Below are 17,577 nucleotides of genomic sequence, written 5' to 3'. Positions count from 1 at the left end.
ACTTAAATACATTTAATGCCTTTATTATTAATGCTTATATAATTGAAATGAGAAAAGATAAAATTAAGCAGATTAAATATTAATGGTACTGGAGGTACCACGAAACCCGAATAGCAATATTCGGGTTTTTTGTTTTTTGAAATTAAACAAAAAAAACGCATCAACTTTTCAGCAATGCGTTTATTAATTATAATTTTTAAGATTATGGAGTAGTCTCTTCATACTCTGTTTCTTCCAAATCTTCTGTTTTTCGACCTAACTTTACTTTTGGATTATCTTTTGTTCCAGTTACTGATAATGGAATTCCTATAATTCCTAATGGCGGTAAACCCAAACGCATTTTAATGTTTAATCGTCCATCAAAACTTGTTGTGCCTTCAATTCTTGGTCTAAAACCTGCTACTTTAAACTTAAATCGTTCTATGGTTATAATGTTATTTTTTATGGTTGACTTAATATCGACATTAGAAACATCTGGATTTTTAATTCCGTCTTTACCTGTTTTTTTACTAACTGCGCCGAACATCTTAAAACCTTTCATTTTTACTTTCTTCACAGATAGTGTTCCGCCGCCTTTAATTGACGGGTAAATTGGCATCATTTCATTGTTTAATTTTCCACCAACTTTGTAATCTAATGAAATAATTCCTTCAGCATTTTCAGCAGCTGATGCCATTTCGCGAAACATTTTAATTTCGTTGTAAGCTCGTTTTATATCAAACTCTTTAGCCAGAACCTTAAAATCGAAGAATGCTTTACTTGCAGATTCACTTCCATAAATTACATCCATTGCCACATTAGAACCTATAATATCAAAAGCTGATTTATTTAGATACAATTTTCCATTATTGATGGTTACATTACCTTTTAAGTTTTGCAATTTTAATTCGTCAAAATCTACTTTTTGTGCTGAACAATTAAATTGCAAATCAAAATTTGGTGGAATTACCACAACACCATTTGACGTTGAAGTAGCTTCACTTGTTTTCACATCAGATTTAGACATAAATTCATCAATGTTTATGTAGTTGGCATCAACATTGAAATCGCCTTTTAAAACAGCTTTATCCGACAGCACAAAATCGATTACATTCTGCATATAGCCATTCATTTTAAAATCGGATTTTCCATATACCGCAATGAAATTATTGAAATTCATTTTATCTTGATTGAAAACAAAAAACCCTTCTTTAATTATAAATGGTTTAGGAAGGTATTCTGATTTGGTTCGGATATTCCTAAGAATTAGCGTTCCTTTATTGTTTAATTTACTGTAATTTCCAGCAATTGCATCTTGTTGAGTACCTTTAAACGACACATCAGCTTTTATGTAACCTTCTAAATCCAATCCTTTTTGAGAAAACACTTTATAGATTTTTGCCAAATCTAATTCGCCTTTGGCATCAATATCATATTTAATGTTTTCAAAATTTTCAAGATTTGCTTTAACGTAAATTGGCTTTCCTTCAAAATTAAATGACGCTGGATTTATATTGATTTTCAAATCTTTTAATGTTCCAGAATCATCAGAAACGGATGCTAAAAGATTAATATTCTTCATTGCATTTGGATAAAAATCAGTCTTAATATAGCCACTTTTGAAGGAAATTAAACCTTTTGTTATTGGTAGTTTTTTGTTGACTTTATCAAAAACGCCTTTAGAATTTATATCTACGTTCAGCAATCCTTTTAAATCCATATTTTCTAATCCAAACGCCTGATCTAGTTGGGTTAAATTTATTTCAGATTTAATTCTGGCATCTATATTTGGCGTAGTTACACCTTCGGTTTTAACAATTGCTTTTACATAATCTTTACCAACATTAAAGAAAATTGAATCAATATTTACTTTCAATTTCTCTGTATCTAACAAAGGTAATTTTGTGTCAAAATTTAGGAAGATATTTGTCGCTGAAATTGGTGCTTTGTTATAATTAACTTCACCGTCACGAATTTTCATGTTGAATGCTAAATCGGGTTTCTCATTAGTTGATGCAATATATTTTCCTTTTAAGGTAAAAACTAAATCGGTAGTCCCTTTTACTTTTGTTTTCTCCAACCAAGTTACGTATGCTGGTGGCAATGCGGTGAAGAAATCATTTAGCTTACTGTTTTTTGATTGCACTTTAAAATCTAAATCGTAACCATTTTTAAGAAAATCTAGTTTGCCAACAAAGTCAATTGGGAGTTTATTTACTTTTAAATTATTTTGTTCAAATATAAATGAAAGCGAATTGGTATTTACTTTTGTGATTAATTCTGCGTTTACCTTTTTATTTTTCAGATATTGCTCGTTATCAAATGTGAAATTGAAATCATCGATATGTGCCTCGGTTTTTAAATCAAATATCGATTTGTCTAAATCACCTTTTCCTATATAATTAAATCCTTTTGCATCAATTAAAATTTTTGTCGCTTTATCATCATAAACAAGATGTGTATCTTCAATAGTTATTTTATCTAATCGAATTTTTGTTGAGGCTGTATCTTTTAAAGTTTCTTTATTATTGGAATCATACACGTTATAATTGGCTTCTCCTTTTTCATTAACTTTTATATTTACAAAAGCATCTGATAGGAAAACTTTATCAATGGTAACATCTCCATTAAATAATAAATGCTTCAAGTTTATTCCAAAGGCAATTTCGTTGGCAGCAACTAAAGTATCTTTTTTAAATGGTTCAGAACCTTTTAATGAAAACTCTTCTAATGACAATGTTAAGGAAGGAAAATGATTAAAAAAGGAAAGATTTGCTTCCTTAAAAGCTACTTCTCCTTTCAATTTTTGATTGGCAAATTTTTTAATTTCAAGTTCAATTTTACCTGGAAAAAGGATTGGTAATAAAAACATTAACAACAAAATTAATCCTGTTGTAATTCCGAAAATCTTAAATGATTTTACTACTATTCTTTTCATAACTATTTTTCATTCTTATAAGATGCAAATCTATAATAAGTTACCGAAATAAAAAAAGACCTAACAAATTAATGAAAGGTCTTTTAGGGAATCTATTTTTAACTAACTAACTCTCTTATTGTTTAATTAATTTAAGGGTTTGATTATGATTGTTATCGTCTGATACTTTCACAAAGTAAACACCTTGATTTAAATCGGATATCGGATATTGGTAATTATCTGGTTGATTTTCGAATGTTTTTATCAATTGTCCAGTCATTGAATAAATATGAACTTTTGTAAAACTTGTGCTATTAACCATAAAATAAGTTGATGCAGGATTTGGTACTAAAGAAATTCCTACTAATGGATTAAAATCTGTAGTACTTAAAGCTGCAGGAGCATTTCCAAAAATTCTAAATCCACCTGATTCAATAGTTATAGGCATTGCTGTATTGGAAACACTCAAAGTTGAATTATCCATTAAATTGTGCCAAGTTCCAGCGAAAGGAAAATCGGCAATAATATCTAAATTAGCTACAGAAAAGTTCGCAAGAATTACAACATTTGTTAATGATCCTGTTCCTCCAAACAAGTAAACTCTTTGTCTTACACTGTTATTTCCTCCTTGACCACTTATTGTATAATTGGCATTAAATACTGAATTGTTTTTTTTAAGATCAATCATTTTAGCCCAATTATTATAAACTACACTTCTGTTCACATCTGTAAGCCAGTTGTTTGCCCATTGAGGCTGTGGCTTTGTGTCTAATTTACAATCTCCGCCAGTAATGTCATAATCAGTATTTACAGTTCCGTCACCACAAGTAAAAATTGAACCAGTATGTCCTAATTCGGCAAAATGCCAAATCATTTTTGGACCAGGAATAAGTATACTTACAGCACCAATTGCAGACATTCTTTTAATAACATTTGTAAGATTTCCTTGAACTGGGAAAGCACCTGCGCCATTTCCGAAAGTAAAAGCAGAGTACAATACTCTTTCTTTATCGTGACTTTCTGGATAACCAATTAATCTTTTTCCTGTGAAACCTCTTGAAACATGTCCCATTCTAGTGATGTCTTTATCGCCAGATGTTCCTTGAGCTAATTCGGCATATTTAGAGGTCATTTCACCCCACATCATGATACCTTTTCCTTCGCCAAGTTTATAATTTGCCCATTGTTGTTCTTCGCTATCACCGCCAAGATGTTCAAAAATCACATAATGATTGTTGTCTAACGCCCAAGAATAATCTGCGTAGTCTTTTAATACCGCTACTCTATCGGCTTGATAAGCATTGGTACATGCATCATCTCCACCAGTACAGTTTTGAGTGAAACCTTTAGTTAAATCCCAACGGAAACCATCGATTTTAAATTCTTCTATCCACTGCTTTACTACCCTTTTTGTATAATATTGGGTTCTTGCTTGTTGGTGATTAAAATCAGATCCAACACTATAACTGTGTTTTGCAAATTCGTTAAAATATGGATTGTCTGCAGCAGGATCGCCCCAACCATCACCATCTGGATCTTTCATCCACATTCTCACCATTGGATTTCTGCCGAAAGCGTGGTTTAAAGCTACGTCTAAGATTACGGCAATTCCGTTTTGGTGACATAAATCTATGAATTCTTTGAATTTATTGGCAGTCCCATAATATTTATCTAAAGCCATATGAAATGAAGTATTGTAACCCCAAGATTCATTTCCTTCATATTCCATTACTGGCATTAACTGAATTGCATTTATTTTCAAATTCTTGAAATAATCAATTTTATCAATTAAGTCTTGATAATTTCTATCAGAATCAAAGTCTCTAACTAATAGTTCGTATACTACCAGATTATCTTTATTTGGTTTTACAAAATTTGTAGTTGCCGCACTCCATGTATAAGGAACTTGACCCGTTTGTAAAACAGTAACTTCTCTCTCAATACCAGTTGGAAAAGGAGGTAAATTTGGATAAGATGCAGCAGAAATAAAGGGATCATCAAAAGGTGATAACACTAGTGTTGAATAAGGATCGGCAGTTTTAACTAAAGCTGGAGAATTTGTTGTAGGAGTTGTATCTACTACCCAGTATTGATACGAATAAGATTGTCCAGAAGTTAATCCTGTTAATTCTAACCAAAATTTACCAGTTGTAGCATCTTTTTTCATAGCATAACTAGAACTTGGTTGCCAGTTATTGAAACTACCAGCAACATAAACAAAATCTTTTCCAGGTGCGTCTAAAACTAAGGTCGCTTTAGTTGCATCTGAAGAATTATAGTTGATTCCGTCTTCAACACCTGCCGGAAGTGCTTGAGAAATTACACCAGGATTTACTATAACATTAAATTTCTTAGTTTGAGTAATTCCAGATTGAGTTACATCTAATTCATAAGATTGATTCGCTGTAATTCCTGTGTGATTGAAAGAATAATTTGCTGTAGCTGCATTTGCGTTAATGCTTACGCCATTGGCTTTCAGGTTATAACTTGCATTACCATTACTATTGTTGGCAGTAATATTAAGGTTGCCACCAGAACTAATAATTGTAGCACTATTTGCAGCTGGAGTTAACAAATTGGACTGAAAAAGACCAACTTCTATTAAAATATCTTGAGATTTTTTATCTCCGGTTGCATTTTTAGCTTTCACTAAAAACCCAATTCTCCCAATTCCTGTTCTAGAATAGAATGTTTGTGGAACGAAAGAGATTGTGTAAGTATCGGTTCCTGGAACGTAGGTTAATCTATTTGTTTCTAAAGAGCTTGTCCATGTTCCATTAGTTGGGCAATCTTGGATATTTAAATCGTTTGAATCAAACGACCATGCCCATAAATAAAGTGCGTTTCCAGTTACACCCCAAGTTGCTTCATTAATGCTTGAGCCATTAAATGTAAGCGTAACAGATTGGTTTTCTTCAAATGAAGTTGGAGCAACAGTGTAAGTAATTGTTTGTTGTTGTGAAAATAAATTTAATACAAAAAACAAAAAGAATAAGTAAGTAATTTTTTTCATAGCTTATTTTATAAAAAAGGGCTTTCTATAAAGAAAGCCCTTTAAAAAATTATTTATATTACAATGCAACAAGTGTGTAAGTGTATTTTCTTGGATTAGATAAATCTAAGATAACTTTATAATTTCCAGTAGCTCCAGTATGTACTAAATCGCCACCATCAACTAAAAATCCATCTGCGTTTACTGTACCAAAATCAAAACCATTAGACCAAGCATTGTTCCCTCTAAATTTGAATTTTAATCCAGTAGTTAAATTGATACTCGCTAATTCTAGTTTTTTAGTAGTTGGATTGTAAGTTAAATCTACATCTTGATTCCAGCCGCTATCATCACCAGTAGTTGCATCACCGATAATACCCCAACTTACTGGTTGTAAGTTGTAAGTTAACTCTTCTGTATCAACTTTAACTCTGTAATATCCTGCGTTTCCACCGATGTTTCCACCTGTAGGGCTTAAAACGTTAGAAAAAGTTCCATCGTCTCCATAATTTGTTCCATTCCAATCTCCTTGAGAAGAAAATTTCAATCCATTTTCGCTATCTGCAACAACATTATTTGCAAGATAAAGATAACCTTCAAAGTTAGTGTTCCCAAAACCCTCTGATGCTAATGTTGGAGCTGTTGCATGTGTCCAATCAGCATCTCCATATCCAGATTCTGACTGATAACTTCCTGGAATCCATAATTTTGGTAAATCATTAGTGTAAGGAGTTAATGTTACAGTTATTACATTAGAATAAGAAACCAATTCAGCATTATCACCAAGAGAAGCTTTAACACGAACATCTACATCAGCAGTTTCGTAAGGAACTAGACCTGCAGTTAAAGCAACTGTATTAAGTTCTTCTACAGACCATGTCATGAATCTATTAGTTGTTGAACCTCCAGACACAATATTTGCAAATTCAGTCCCTGAAAGTGCAACTTCAACTTCATAATTTACTTCTGTATCTAAAGTATAATCAGCATGATTCCAGACTAGTGTTGTAGCTTCATTAGCTTCATTTTCTGGCAACAAAACATATTCTGCTCCATCAACTGGAGTTAAAAGTTCTGGACCACCAGTTGCTTGAATTATTTTTTGATCATCATTTTCACAGGCTATTGCTGCAATTAAGAATAATGCTAAACTTGATATTTTTAATATTTTTTTCATTTTTAATATTTTTTTATTAATAACCAGGATTTTGAGTTAAATTTGGGTTTGCCTGAAGAGCTTTAAGAGGAATTGGAAATAATTTATAATTAGATGGGATAGAAGTTCCATTTAATGTGTTTCCTTTCCATGGCCATAAATAGCTTCCTCCAGTAAATCTTCCAAAACGAATTAAATCGGTTCTTCTATGACCTTCAAAAGTTAATTCTCTACCTCTTTCATCTATAATGAAATCTAAAGTTAAATCACCTGCTGAAATTAAATTAGCATTTGCTCTATCTCTAATTTCATTAACATAAGTTAATGCTTGAGATGTTGAACCACCTGCTGCACCTCTAACAACACACTCAGCATATATTAAATATGCATCTGCTAATCTAAATAAAGGAAAATCTGTTCCAGAAAAATCAGTAGGTGTAGATGTTGTTCCAAAATTAGAATTTCTAAACTTAATTGATGGATAACCATTTGTCCATTCTTTGTAATCTGTCATTTCAAAAGTGTGTCCAGATGTCCAAAATAATTGAGCTCTACTATCTGTTGAAGTTCCTAAATTTCCGAATAGACCATACCATGCTTTGGTAGCTCTATGACCACCCCAACCAGCAGTTGCACCATAATCTGATATTGTCATTGTTGCGGTATTTAAACTTCCATTAACTAAATAAGTTGTATTTCCATAACTTTGACTAACAAGAGGATCTGCAATTAATGGATAAATAATTTCTGGTGAAGTATTGTTATCACCACTAAACATATGCCCAAAATTTGGATCTAATGTATAATTTCCCTCATTGATTACTTTGGTAATAAATGTTAAAGCATCTGTGTACCTCTGAGTTCCTGTATAAACTTCTGCATTTAAATATAATTTTGCTAATAACATCCTAGATACTGATTTATTAGCTCTTCCATATGAATTTGTCTCTGGCAAATCCGCTTCAATTGCTAACAATTCTGATTCTACATAATCAAATAATTCTTGTCTTGAAGCTTCCTCAAGAGGCGCCGATTGTCCAAAATTTTGATCAGTTGCTAATACTCCTTTACCAAAACAATCAATTAAATAATAATAAGCAAGCGAACGTAAAAATCTTATTTCTCCCGTTACTTGATTTTTATTGGGAATATCTAAATTCTCTAAGATCACCAATAAATTATTACATTGAGGAATTGTATAGTAAGCTCTATTGTATAAATATCTAAAAAACTTATTATTCTCATCCCAATTAGATGTAGTTGTTAATTGATCTAATCCGTCATCTCCCCAACGATTTTTCATGCCATCTGCAGTAAAGTCTTGAAGATTAATGATTCCTCTCAAAAATGGAGATTCACCAGCATCATCATCCTTAATATCAGTACTTCCTGGACCACTTGGGCCAGATAAAGCAAATGAACCATACAACTTTGAAACAATACCTGAAATAGCATTAGGGTCTTGCTGAAGGAGTTGTTCTAATGTTAGTTGTACTTTTGGCTCTGTATTCAAATCATCAGTACAAGAAAATGTACCGAGTAATAGAACACTCATCCCTAATAATTTTAATTTTTTCATATTTTTCATTTTAATTTTTTTTAAAAGTCTAAACTTAATCCAAATGTGTACATTCTTGGTCGAGGATAAAAATTGTTATCAATAGAATCAAAATTTTCAGGGTCTTGACCAGAGTATTTAGTTAGAATAAAAGCATTATTAACAGCACCATATACCCTTAATGACGACGATTTATAAAATTTATTAAATCTATATCCTAAAATAATGTTTTCACATCTTAAAAAAGTTGCATCTTCTAGGAAATAATCAGAAAAAGGAATATTTCCATTAACATTAATAAAACTCGAATCAGCTGCATCAGAGTAAAAGTTTAATACATTTGATAAACTGCTATCATTAACAGGAACAGCTTTATCTACCCATCCAGATGTTAATTTTCTGGCATTGTAAACTTGCCCACCAAATTGACCTCTAAAACTTGAGCTTAAATCCCAATTTTTGTAATTAAAATTTAAACCAAATCCAAAAGTCCAGTTTGGTCTTAAAGCTTTATAGTATCTATCATCATTTGTAATTACATTATCTCCATTTCTATCAACAAAAGCATTTACAATTGGCGTCCCATCTAAATCATAAACTTGTTGAAAAACCCAAGCAGAATATGGCTGGAATCCAACTGTATGATAGGCAATATTAACACCTGTACCGGCTGGAAGATTTCCACCAGCTGCAATTGTAGATAAATCATCTAAACTAATAGTCTCTGTTCTATTGTATGCTATATTTGCGTTAAGCTCTAAATTATAATTTTCAGTTTGGATAGGTTTAAAATTTAAATTCAATTCAAGACCTTTACTTTCTGTTTCACCTACGTTTCTAATAAATGCATTTGTTAGTGCTTGTCCAGGAGGAACTGGTGTTTGAGCTAATAAATCCGTAGTGTTTCTTTTATATACATCAAAACTACCAGAAACAAAATTATTTTTAAAGAAATCAAAATCTATTCCTAAATTGTATGTTGTTGTTTTCTCCCAAGTTAAATCTTCATTGTAGGCATCTGCTGAATAAAGATTTGATCCACCAAGATATTGACTAGTGCTTGATCCTAAAGTAAATAAAGGTGTTGATGGATAAAATCCTGATATACCAGTTATATCTTGTTGACCAGTTTTACCCCAACCTACTCTAACTTTAAGATCATTTACAAAGTTTACATTTTTAACAAAACTTTCTTCTTTCAATTTCCAAGCTAATGCGGCAGCTGGAAAATATCCCCATCTCTTATCTTCTCTAAACAATGATGACCCATCTGCTCTTAAAGATAGTGTAATTAAATATTTTTTTGCTAAATCTATATTAGTTCTTCCAAAAAAAGATTGAAGATTAAGTTCGTTAAAATATCTATTTGTTGGATTATTTGGATTTGGCTCAACTTCTCTCAAGCCTGTATCAACGTTATATCTGTACACTTCTCTATTACCATCATTTTTGAAATTTTGGTACGAGTAACCACCTTGAATATCAAACTTATTCAAAAATCCATTTAAGTCTTTTGTATATACCAAATAGGAATCCCAAGTTGTATTGGTAATTGTTTGATTTTCTAAGTAATTTTTTCCTGGATTAAATACAAAATTTGTGTTTGGATCTGTACCAGTGTTAAATCTATATGTATCGATTGAGTTTTCAGAAAAGCTTTCTCTAATTCTTGCTCTTGAGGCATCTAAACCTAAATTAACTACTGCTCTCAATTCTGGCAAGAAATGCATTTTATAATCTAATTCAATATTTCCTAAAAAACGTAATGCTCTCTCTGGGCGTGTTCTTTGCTCTAAAGCAGCTAATGGATTTCTAGTGTTATCTAAAATATATCTATTTCCATCTAACGTAGTACTTTGGTAATAACCCCCAAATCTGTTTGTTGGACTATTATCATATACAGGTTTTGTAGGATCCATATTAACGGCACCTCCTAAAGCAGCGCCATCATTAATTGAATTCTTATCAGTTAATACACCTTTAGCATTCATGTCAACTTTTAAATGATCATTCAGAAAATTTGGTGACAATTTTAAAGAGTAACTAAATCTTTCATAATCATTTGTTTTAACAACACCTTCACTATTGTTGTAACCAATTGAAGCTCTGAAAGGAATTGATCCAAATAAATTTGCTCTAGCACTTATATTATGGTCAGTAGAAATTGAATTTCTCAAAATTTCATTTTGCCAATCTGTGTTTGAAAGGATTCTACCTTCGATTACATCTGTTGACAAATCATCAGTGACCAAAGTTGAAGGATCATCTACACCTAAAAGATTTGTCAAAGTTGGATGAAATTCTTGAATAAATTTAGTAAAAGTCTTACTATCCATTAAGTCTATTTTTTTACCTACTTTCCCACCAGTAATATTTCCAGAATAATTAAACTTAACATCTCCTGACGTTCCTTTTTTGGTTGTAATTAAAATAACTCCGTTAGATGCTCTTGAACCATAAATAGCAGTTGCAGAAGCATCTTTTAGGATAGAAAAGCTTTCAATATCATTTGGATTGATTAACGAAAGTGGATTGCTAACACCTGCAGGATTATCGTTACTAATTGGCACTCCATCAATAACTATTAAAGGGTTATTACTTGCATTAAGAGAACCACCACCTCTTATTCTAATATTTGGTGCAGAATCTGGTTGTCCACCGCTATTGGTAATTCTAACACCAGCAGATTTACCTGTCAATAATTGATCGGCTGATAAAATAGCTCCTTTATTGAAGTCTTTAGATGTTACTACATCAACAGATCCAGTTGCATCTTTTTTCTTAACAGTACCATAACCAACTTGAACTACAACTTCTTGTAGTAAATTAGCTTCCTCGACTAAAGAAACAGAAATGCTTTTCTGTCCACTAAAATTAATTGTTTGACTTGTATAGCCAATGAAAGAGAAGACCACTTTGTCTCCGTTTTTGACATTTGACAGTCTAAATTTACCGTCAAAATCGGTTGATGCTCCGGTAGAAGCACCTTGAATTACTACATTCACTCCCGGAATGGGTTGTTTCGATTTAGAATCTAGTACAACTCCTTCCAAACTGCTTTGTGCTAAGACAGTTACAGGAAGTAAGAGTAATAAAAATAACAACTTTTTGTAAATTGTTTTCATACATTTTGTTTAGGTTAATAACTTTGTTTTTTGCTTATACTTTAACTTCGAATGTTAAATTTATGTAAAAAAATGAGATAAAAAAATGGCAACCTTATTATATGGTTTCGAAAACGTTTTCGTGTTGAAAACTTTCTCAATATGATACATTTTTAGTAGTATAATTGATAGTATAAAAAAATAAATATACCTTTATTGAAAATTAAACATTTATTAAAAACGTAAAATGAGAAGAAAAGTCACTTTAAAGCAAATTGCGAAGGAGTTGGATGTGTCCATTTCAACAGTATCTAAATCACTGAGAGACAGTTCGGAAATAAGTGAAGATACGCGTCAAAAAGTGCAAGCATTTGCAAAATTATACAACTATAAACCCAACAATATTGCTTTAAGTTTAAAGAATAGAAAATCTAAAACTATTTGCATCATTATTCCCGAAATTATTCATCATTTTTTTGCAACTGTTATCAGTGGCGTTGAGCATATTGCAAACGAAAATGGATATAATGTAATTGTATGTTTATCCGACGAATCATTTGATAAAGAAGTCATTAACTTAGAGACTTTAGCAAACGGAAGTATTGATGGTTTTATCATGTCACTGTCAAAAGAAACGCAACAAAAAAGAGACTTTCATCATATTGCAGAGGTTATCAATCAAGGAATGCCTGTTGTAATGTTTGACCGAATTACCAATGATATTTTGTGTGACAAAGTAATTATCGACGATAACTTAGCTGCTTTCAATGCAACGCAATATCTTATCGATAAAGGATTTAAAAAAATCGGGCTTATATCAACCGTTGATTACGTTAGCGTTGGAAAACTAAGGACCGAAGGCTATACTAAAGCCTTAAAAACAAACGATATAAAATTTGATGAAAATCTAATTATAAAAATTGAAGATACGGATAATTTCGAATCTCAAATTGAAACTTTAATTTCCAACAATGATTTGGATGCTATTTTCGCTGTTAACGAAATATTTGCAGTTACAGCAATTAAAGTTGCAACAAGACTTGGTAAAAACGTACCTAACGATATTTCTATTATAGGATTTACCGACGGAATTATCTCAAAATATTCTTCTCCATCAATAACAACAGTTAGTCAAAATGGTGTGAAAATGGGAGAAAAAGCAGCAAAAATGCTAATCGAAAAATTAGAAATTGAAGAAGAAGATTATGAAGAGCAATATAAAACTGAAGTTATTGAAACCGAATTGGTAGAACGAGAATCAACTATATAGACCAACTATTTATCAACATATAACGTTTTCGTAAACAATCAATTTCAATTTGAAGTAGACTTTATTCTACAATTGAAATTGTTTTTTATCTTTACCAAAATAAATCAAAGCTTATACTTTTACTTCGAAAATAAAATTAAGTTTTGATAAGCACATCGCTTATCGTTTTATAAATCTATAAATTACGATAATGGAAAAGCGTAAGTTAAGTTTCTGGCAAATTTGGAACATGAGTTTCGGATTTCTGGGGATACAAATGGGTTTTGCCTTGCAAAATGCCAATGCTAGTAGAATTCTTCAAATATTTGGTGCCGATGTACACGAATTATCTTGGTTTTGGATAATTGCTCCTTTAATGGGTTTAATTGTTCAACCGATAATTGGTCATTATAGCGACAATACTTGGGGAAAATTTGGCAGAAGAAAACCTTATTTTTTAGCTGGAGCTTTATTGGCATCAATCGGATTAATCTTAATGCCACAAGCCGAAATTTTTATAGCTTTCTTGCCGGCTCTTTGGGTTGGTGCAGGAATGTTGATGATTATGGATGCCTCTTTCAATATTGCAATGGAACCTTTTAGAGCCTTGGTTGGCGATAGTCTTCGTGCCGATCAACATACACTTGGATTTAGTGTTCAAACTGCTTTAATTGGAATCGGTGCTGTTGTTGGATCTTGGTTACCATACGTTTTAAACAATTGGTTTGGAGTTAGCAATTTAGCAACTGAAACTTCTGCAATTCCAGACAATCTAATTTATTCATTTATTATTGGAGCATTAATTCTTGTAGGTTCTATTCTAGTTACCATATTTACAACTAAAGAATATTCGCCTGAAGAATTGTCTAAATTTAGTGATGAAAAAGAACATCAAGCGGCGATGGGTGAACCAGTAAAAGAATCAAAATTAACTGATATTTTTACTGATTTTGCCAAAATGCCCGAAACTATGCGCCAACTTAGTTGGGTACAATTTTTCTCTTGGTTTGGACTTTTCGGAATGTGGGTTTTTTCAACTCCTGCAATTGCACAACACATTTACGGATTAAATATTGACGACACAAAAAGTCCAGAATTTCAATCTGCTGGAGATTGGGTTGGAATCATCTTCGGAGTTTACAATCTTGTTTCGGCAATTGTAGCATTTGCATTACCTTACATTGCAAAGCAAATTGGAAGAAGAAAAACGCATGCACTTTCTTTAGTCTTGGGAGGAATCGGATTAATATCTATGTATTTTATGCCAAACAAAGAAGCATTAATATTTTCAATGGTTCTTGTAGGATTTGCATGGGCAAGTATTTTAGCAATGCCTTATGCCATTTTAGCAGGTTCAATTCAACCAAAGAAAATGGGAGTTTATATGGGAATTTTTAATTTCTTTATAGTAATTCCACAAATAGTAAATGCCTTAATTGGCGGACCACTTGTAAAATATGTTTATGGCGATCACGCCATTTATGCCATCGTAATGAGCGGATTTAGTTTCCTTATTGCTGCAATTTTAGTAATAAAAGTTAAAGATAACGTAGACACCAAATAATGTCAAAAAAAGCATTCATATTCGACCTTGACGGAGTAATTGTTGACACAGCAAAATATCATTTTTTGGCTTGGCAAAAATTAGCTCAAGAACTCGGAATCGAATTTACACCAGAACACAACGAAGAATTAAAAGGAGTATCAAGAGTTAGATCACTTGATATAATCTTAGAATTAGGAAATGTTACCGCTTCTCAAGAAGATAAAAACAAATGGCTTTTCCAAAAAAACGAAGATTATTTATCCTATTTGGTAGATATCGATGAAAGTGAAATCTTACCAGGAGTTCTTCCTGTTTTACATTATCTTAAAGATAAAAATCAATTAATAGCATTAGGTTCGGCAAGTAAAAATGCAAGACCTATTCTTGAAAAAACTGGAATTTTGCCTCTTTTTGATGCAATTGTTGACGGAAATGATGTTTCTAATGCAAAACCAGATCCAGAAGTTTTCTTGCGAGCTGCACAATTATTGAACGCGAAAAATGAAGATGCTATCGTTTTTGAAGATTCTGTAGCTGGCGTTCAAGCCGCAAATATTGCCAACATGACAAGCGTCGGAATTGGTGATGATAAAATATTACACGAAGCAAAATACAATTTTAAAGATTTTACATTTATTGATGTTTCTTTCATTGAAGCACTTATAAATTAGAGAAAAGAAAATAGAATATAGAGTATAGAGATCACAAGAGTTTATAGAAAAACACTTTTAAACTTCTAAACTTTTTAAACTTATAATAAAATGAACCAAGATTATATACAACCAGACAATTGGTCCATCATTGAAGAAGGATTTGATGCAGAAAGAGTAAAGTCGTCTGAAAGTTTGTTCAGTATCGGAAATGGTGCGATGGGACAACGAGCGAATTTTGAAGAAAAATATACCGGTGAAACTTTTCAAGGAAGTTACATCGCAGGAATATATTATCCAGACAAAACTAAAGTGGGTTGGTGGAAAAATGGCTATCCAAAATATTTTGCCAAAGTTTTAAACGCACCCAATTGGATTGGAATTGACATTGAAATCAACGGAGAACAATTCGATTTAAATTCCTGTACAGAAATTAAAAATTTCCGTCGTGAATTGAATATGAAGCAAGGTGTTTACAGACGTTCTTTTGAAGCAACTTTGCAAAATGGAACTCAAATTTTAGTAAATGTAAATCGTTTTCTTTCATTAGATTTGGACGAGGTTGGCGTGATAAACTACGAAATTACTCCGTTAAATAAAGACGCAAAAATCATCTACAAACCATACATCGATGCTGGAGTTACCAATGAGGATGCCAATTGGGAAGAGAAATTTTGGGAACCATTAGATGTAAATCACAATAATAATGAAGCGTTTGTAACGGCAAGAACGTTCAAAACTCATTTTATTGCGACAACTTTTATGCAAAACAGCATTTTGTTGAACGATAAAAATTTAAATCTTTTTCCATCAAATGTTGAATCGGATAAAGAGAAAGTACAATTCACGTATGAAGTTGCTGTTGCAAAAGGTGAAAAATCTTCAATTCAAAAATTGGCAGGTTACACAGTATCATTAAATCACGAGAACACGCAAACTGGAGCTGAAAATGCTATAAAAGCAGCTTTAGCAAAAGGATACAATCAACTTTTACAAGATCAAATTGCTGCTTGGGCAAAAATTTGGGAAATGAGTGACATCACTATCGATGGCGATGTAAAAGCACAACAAGGAATTCGTTTCAATATTTTTCAATTAAATCAAACGTATTTAGGTAAAGATTCTCGACTAAATATTGGTCCAAAAGGATTTACTGGCGAAAAATATGGTGGTTCTACTTATTGGGATACAGAAGCCTATTGCATTCCGTTTTATATGGCGACTAAAGACCAACAAGTTGCTCGTAATTTATTGACATACCGATACAATCAATTAGACAAAGCAATAGAAAATGCTAAAGATAATTTAGGATTTACCAATGGTGCAGCGTTGTATCCAATGGTCACTATGAATGGTGAAGAATGTCATAACGAATGGGAAATCACCCACGAAGAAATTCACAGAAATGGAGCGATTGCATTTGCCATTTTTAACTATCATAGATATACTGGTGACTACTCTTACATTCCAGAAAAAGGATTGGAAGTTTTAATCGGAATTGCACGTTTCTGGCATCAAAGAGCTTCGTTTTCAACTAACAAAAATCAGTACATGATTCTTGGAGTTACTGGTCCGAATGAATATGAAAACAACGTAAACAATAATTTTTACACTAATTATATTGCAAAATGGTGTATCGATTATACGCATGAACAAATTCAGAAAGTATCATTAGAATATCCTCAAGATCACAAACGCATCATCGAAAAAGTAAAATTATCAGATGCCGAATTACAAGAATGGTTGAAAGTTTCAGGCAATATGTACTTCCCATTTTCTGAAGAACATGATGTTTATTTGCAACAAGATGGATTCTTAGATAAAGATTTAGTTCAAGTAAAAGATTTAGATAAAAGCCAGCGTCCAATAAACCAAAAATGGTCTTGGGATAGAGTTTTGCGTTCGCCATACATCAAGCAAGCCGATACTTTACAAGGGTTTTACTTCTTTGAAGATCATTTTACAAAAGAGCAATTAGAGAAACATTTCAATTTTTACGAGCCATTTACGGTTCATGAAAGTTCATTGTCTCCTTGCGTTCACTCGATTCAAGCTGCCAAATTAGACAAAATGGATATGGCTTACACATTCTATCTTAGAACTTCTCGTTTAGACTTAGACGATTACAACAAAGAAGTTGAAGAAGGTTGTCACATTACCTCTATGGCTGGAACTTGGATGAGTATTGTTGAAGGATTTGGTGGAATGCGTGTTAAAAATGACACCTTACATTTTGAACCAAAAATCCCAAAAGAATGGAAAGGTTATTCATTTAAAATTAATTTTAGAAACCAAATTTTAAAAGTTTCTGTAAATCAAAATGACACCCAATTTTCTTTAGAAGGTGATAAAGAAATTAGTGTTGTTGTAAATGGAAACGAAGTTTTGGTAGAGCCAAATAGTTTAGTTACAGTATAAATATTTAA

General features: G+C 32.0%; 9 protein-coding genes. 4 read left to right on the top strand and 5 right to left on the bottom strand.

Annotation, left to right across the window (positions count from 1 at the left end; genetic code table 11):
• Positions 1–202: 202 nt before the first annotated feature.
• The 5 genes from LG45_RS06030 to LG45_RS06010 form a co-directional block, all read right to left on the bottom strand.
• Positions 203–2,917, bottom strand: a complete 2,715-nt coding sequence (locus tag LG45_RS06030; RefSeq protein ID WP_035125475.1) for an AsmA family protein — start codon at positions 2,915–2,917, stop codon at positions 203–205.
• A gap of 115 nt (positions 2,918–3,032) precedes the next feature.
• Positions 3,033–5,909 (bottom strand): alpha-amylase family glycosyl hydrolase, encoded by a 2,877-nt coding sequence (locus LG45_RS06025; protein ID WP_035125474.1) that lies wholly within the window; start codon positions 5,907–5,909, stop codon positions 3,033–3,035.
• Positions 5,910–5,967: 58 nt separating this feature from the next.
• The gene (locus tag LG45_RS06020) at positions 5,968–7,065 is read right to left on the bottom strand and encodes a SusE domain-containing protein (protein WP_035125473.1); all 1,098 of its coding nucleotides are present in this window, start codon (positions 7,063–7,065) and stop codon (positions 5,968–5,970) included.
• 16 nt (positions 7,066–7,081) lie between these two features.
• Complete coding sequence (locus LG45_RS06015; protein ID WP_035126658.1) at positions 7,082–8,623, bottom strand: RagB/SusD family nutrient uptake outer membrane protein; 1,542 nt, start codon at positions 8,621–8,623, stop codon at positions 7,082–7,084.
• A gap of 20 nt (positions 8,624–8,643) precedes the next feature.
• On the bottom strand, positions 8,644–11,727 hold the full coding sequence (locus tag LG45_RS06010; protein ID WP_035125472.1) for a SusC/RagA family TonB-linked outer membrane protein: 3,084 nt from the start codon (positions 11,725–11,727) through the stop codon (positions 8,644–8,646).
• Positions 11,728–11,953: 226 nt separating this feature from the next.
• Here LG45_RS06010 and LG45_RS06005 point away from each other — a divergent pair, with 226 nt between their 5' ends.
• From LG45_RS06005 to LG45_RS05990, 4 genes are all read left to right on the top strand, one after another.
• A complete protein-coding gene (locus tag LG45_RS06005; protein WP_035125470.1) occupies positions 11,954–12,976 on the top strand; it encodes a LacI family DNA-binding transcriptional regulator in 1,023 nt (340 codons plus the stop codon).
• A 190-nt stretch (positions 12,977–13,166) separates the two neighbouring features.
• Positions 13,167–14,519, top strand: coding sequence for an MFS transporter (locus tag LG45_RS06000; protein ID WP_035125468.1), 1,353 nt, complete (start codon positions 13,167–13,169; stop codon positions 14,517–14,519).
• Positions 14,519–15,172: a beta-phosphoglucomutase gene (pgmB, locus tag LG45_RS05995; protein WP_035125467.1), complete on the top strand. Its 654-nt coding sequence runs from the start codon at positions 14,519–14,521 to the stop codon at positions 15,170–15,172. Before LG45_RS06000 ends, pgmB begins: the two co-directional genes overlap by 1 nt.
• Positions 15,173–15,262: 90 nt before the next feature.
• On the top strand, positions 15,263–17,569 hold the full coding sequence (locus LG45_RS05990) for a glycoside hydrolase family 65 protein (RefSeq protein WP_035125464.1): 2,307 nt from the start codon (positions 15,263–15,265) through the stop codon (positions 17,567–17,569).
• Positions 17,570–17,577: the final 8 nt, after the last annotated feature.

It is taken from the genome of Flavobacterium aquatile LMG 4008 = ATCC 11947, from assembly GCF_000757385.1.
GTDB lineage: Bacteria > Bacteroidota > Bacteroidia > Flavobacteriales > Flavobacteriaceae > Flavobacterium > Flavobacterium aquatile.
This window is presented reverse-complemented; position numbering and strand designations above follow the sequence as displayed.

Bases quoted from the DNA above. Each gene is read 5' to 3' on its own strand.
- pgmB (WP_035125467.1), top strand. From the start codon at position 14,519: ATGTCAAAAAAAGCATTCATATTCGACCTTGACGGAGTAATTGTTGAC.
- LG45_RS06015 (WP_035126658.1), bottom strand. From the start codon at position 8,623: ATGAAAAAATTAAAATTATTAGGGATGAGTGTTCTATTACTCGGTACA.
- LG45_RS06010 (WP_035125472.1), bottom strand. From the start codon at position 11,727: ATGAAAACAATTTACAAAAAGTTGTTATTTTTATTACTCTTACTTCCT.
- LG45_RS06030 (WP_035125475.1), bottom strand. From the start codon at position 2,917: ATGAAAAGAATAGTAGTAAAATCATTTAAGATTTTCGGAATTACAACA.
- LG45_RS06020 (WP_035125473.1), bottom strand. From the start codon at position 7,065: ATGAAAAAAATATTAAAAATATCAAGTTTAGCATTATTCTTAATTGCA.
- LG45_RS06005 (WP_035125470.1), top strand. From the start codon at position 11,954: ATGAGAAGAAAAGTCACTTTAAAGCAAATTGCGAAGGAGTTGGATGTG.
- LG45_RS06025 (WP_035125474.1), bottom strand. From the start codon at position 5,909: ATGAAAAAAATTACTTACTTATTCTTTTTGTTTTTTGTATTAAATTTA.
- LG45_RS06000 (WP_035125468.1), top strand. From the start codon at position 13,167: ATGGAAAAGCGTAAGTTAAGTTTCTGGCAAATTTGGAACATGAGTTTC.
- LG45_RS05990 (WP_035125464.1), top strand. From the start codon at position 15,263: ATGAACCAAGATTATATACAACCAGACAATTGGTCCATCATTGAAGAA.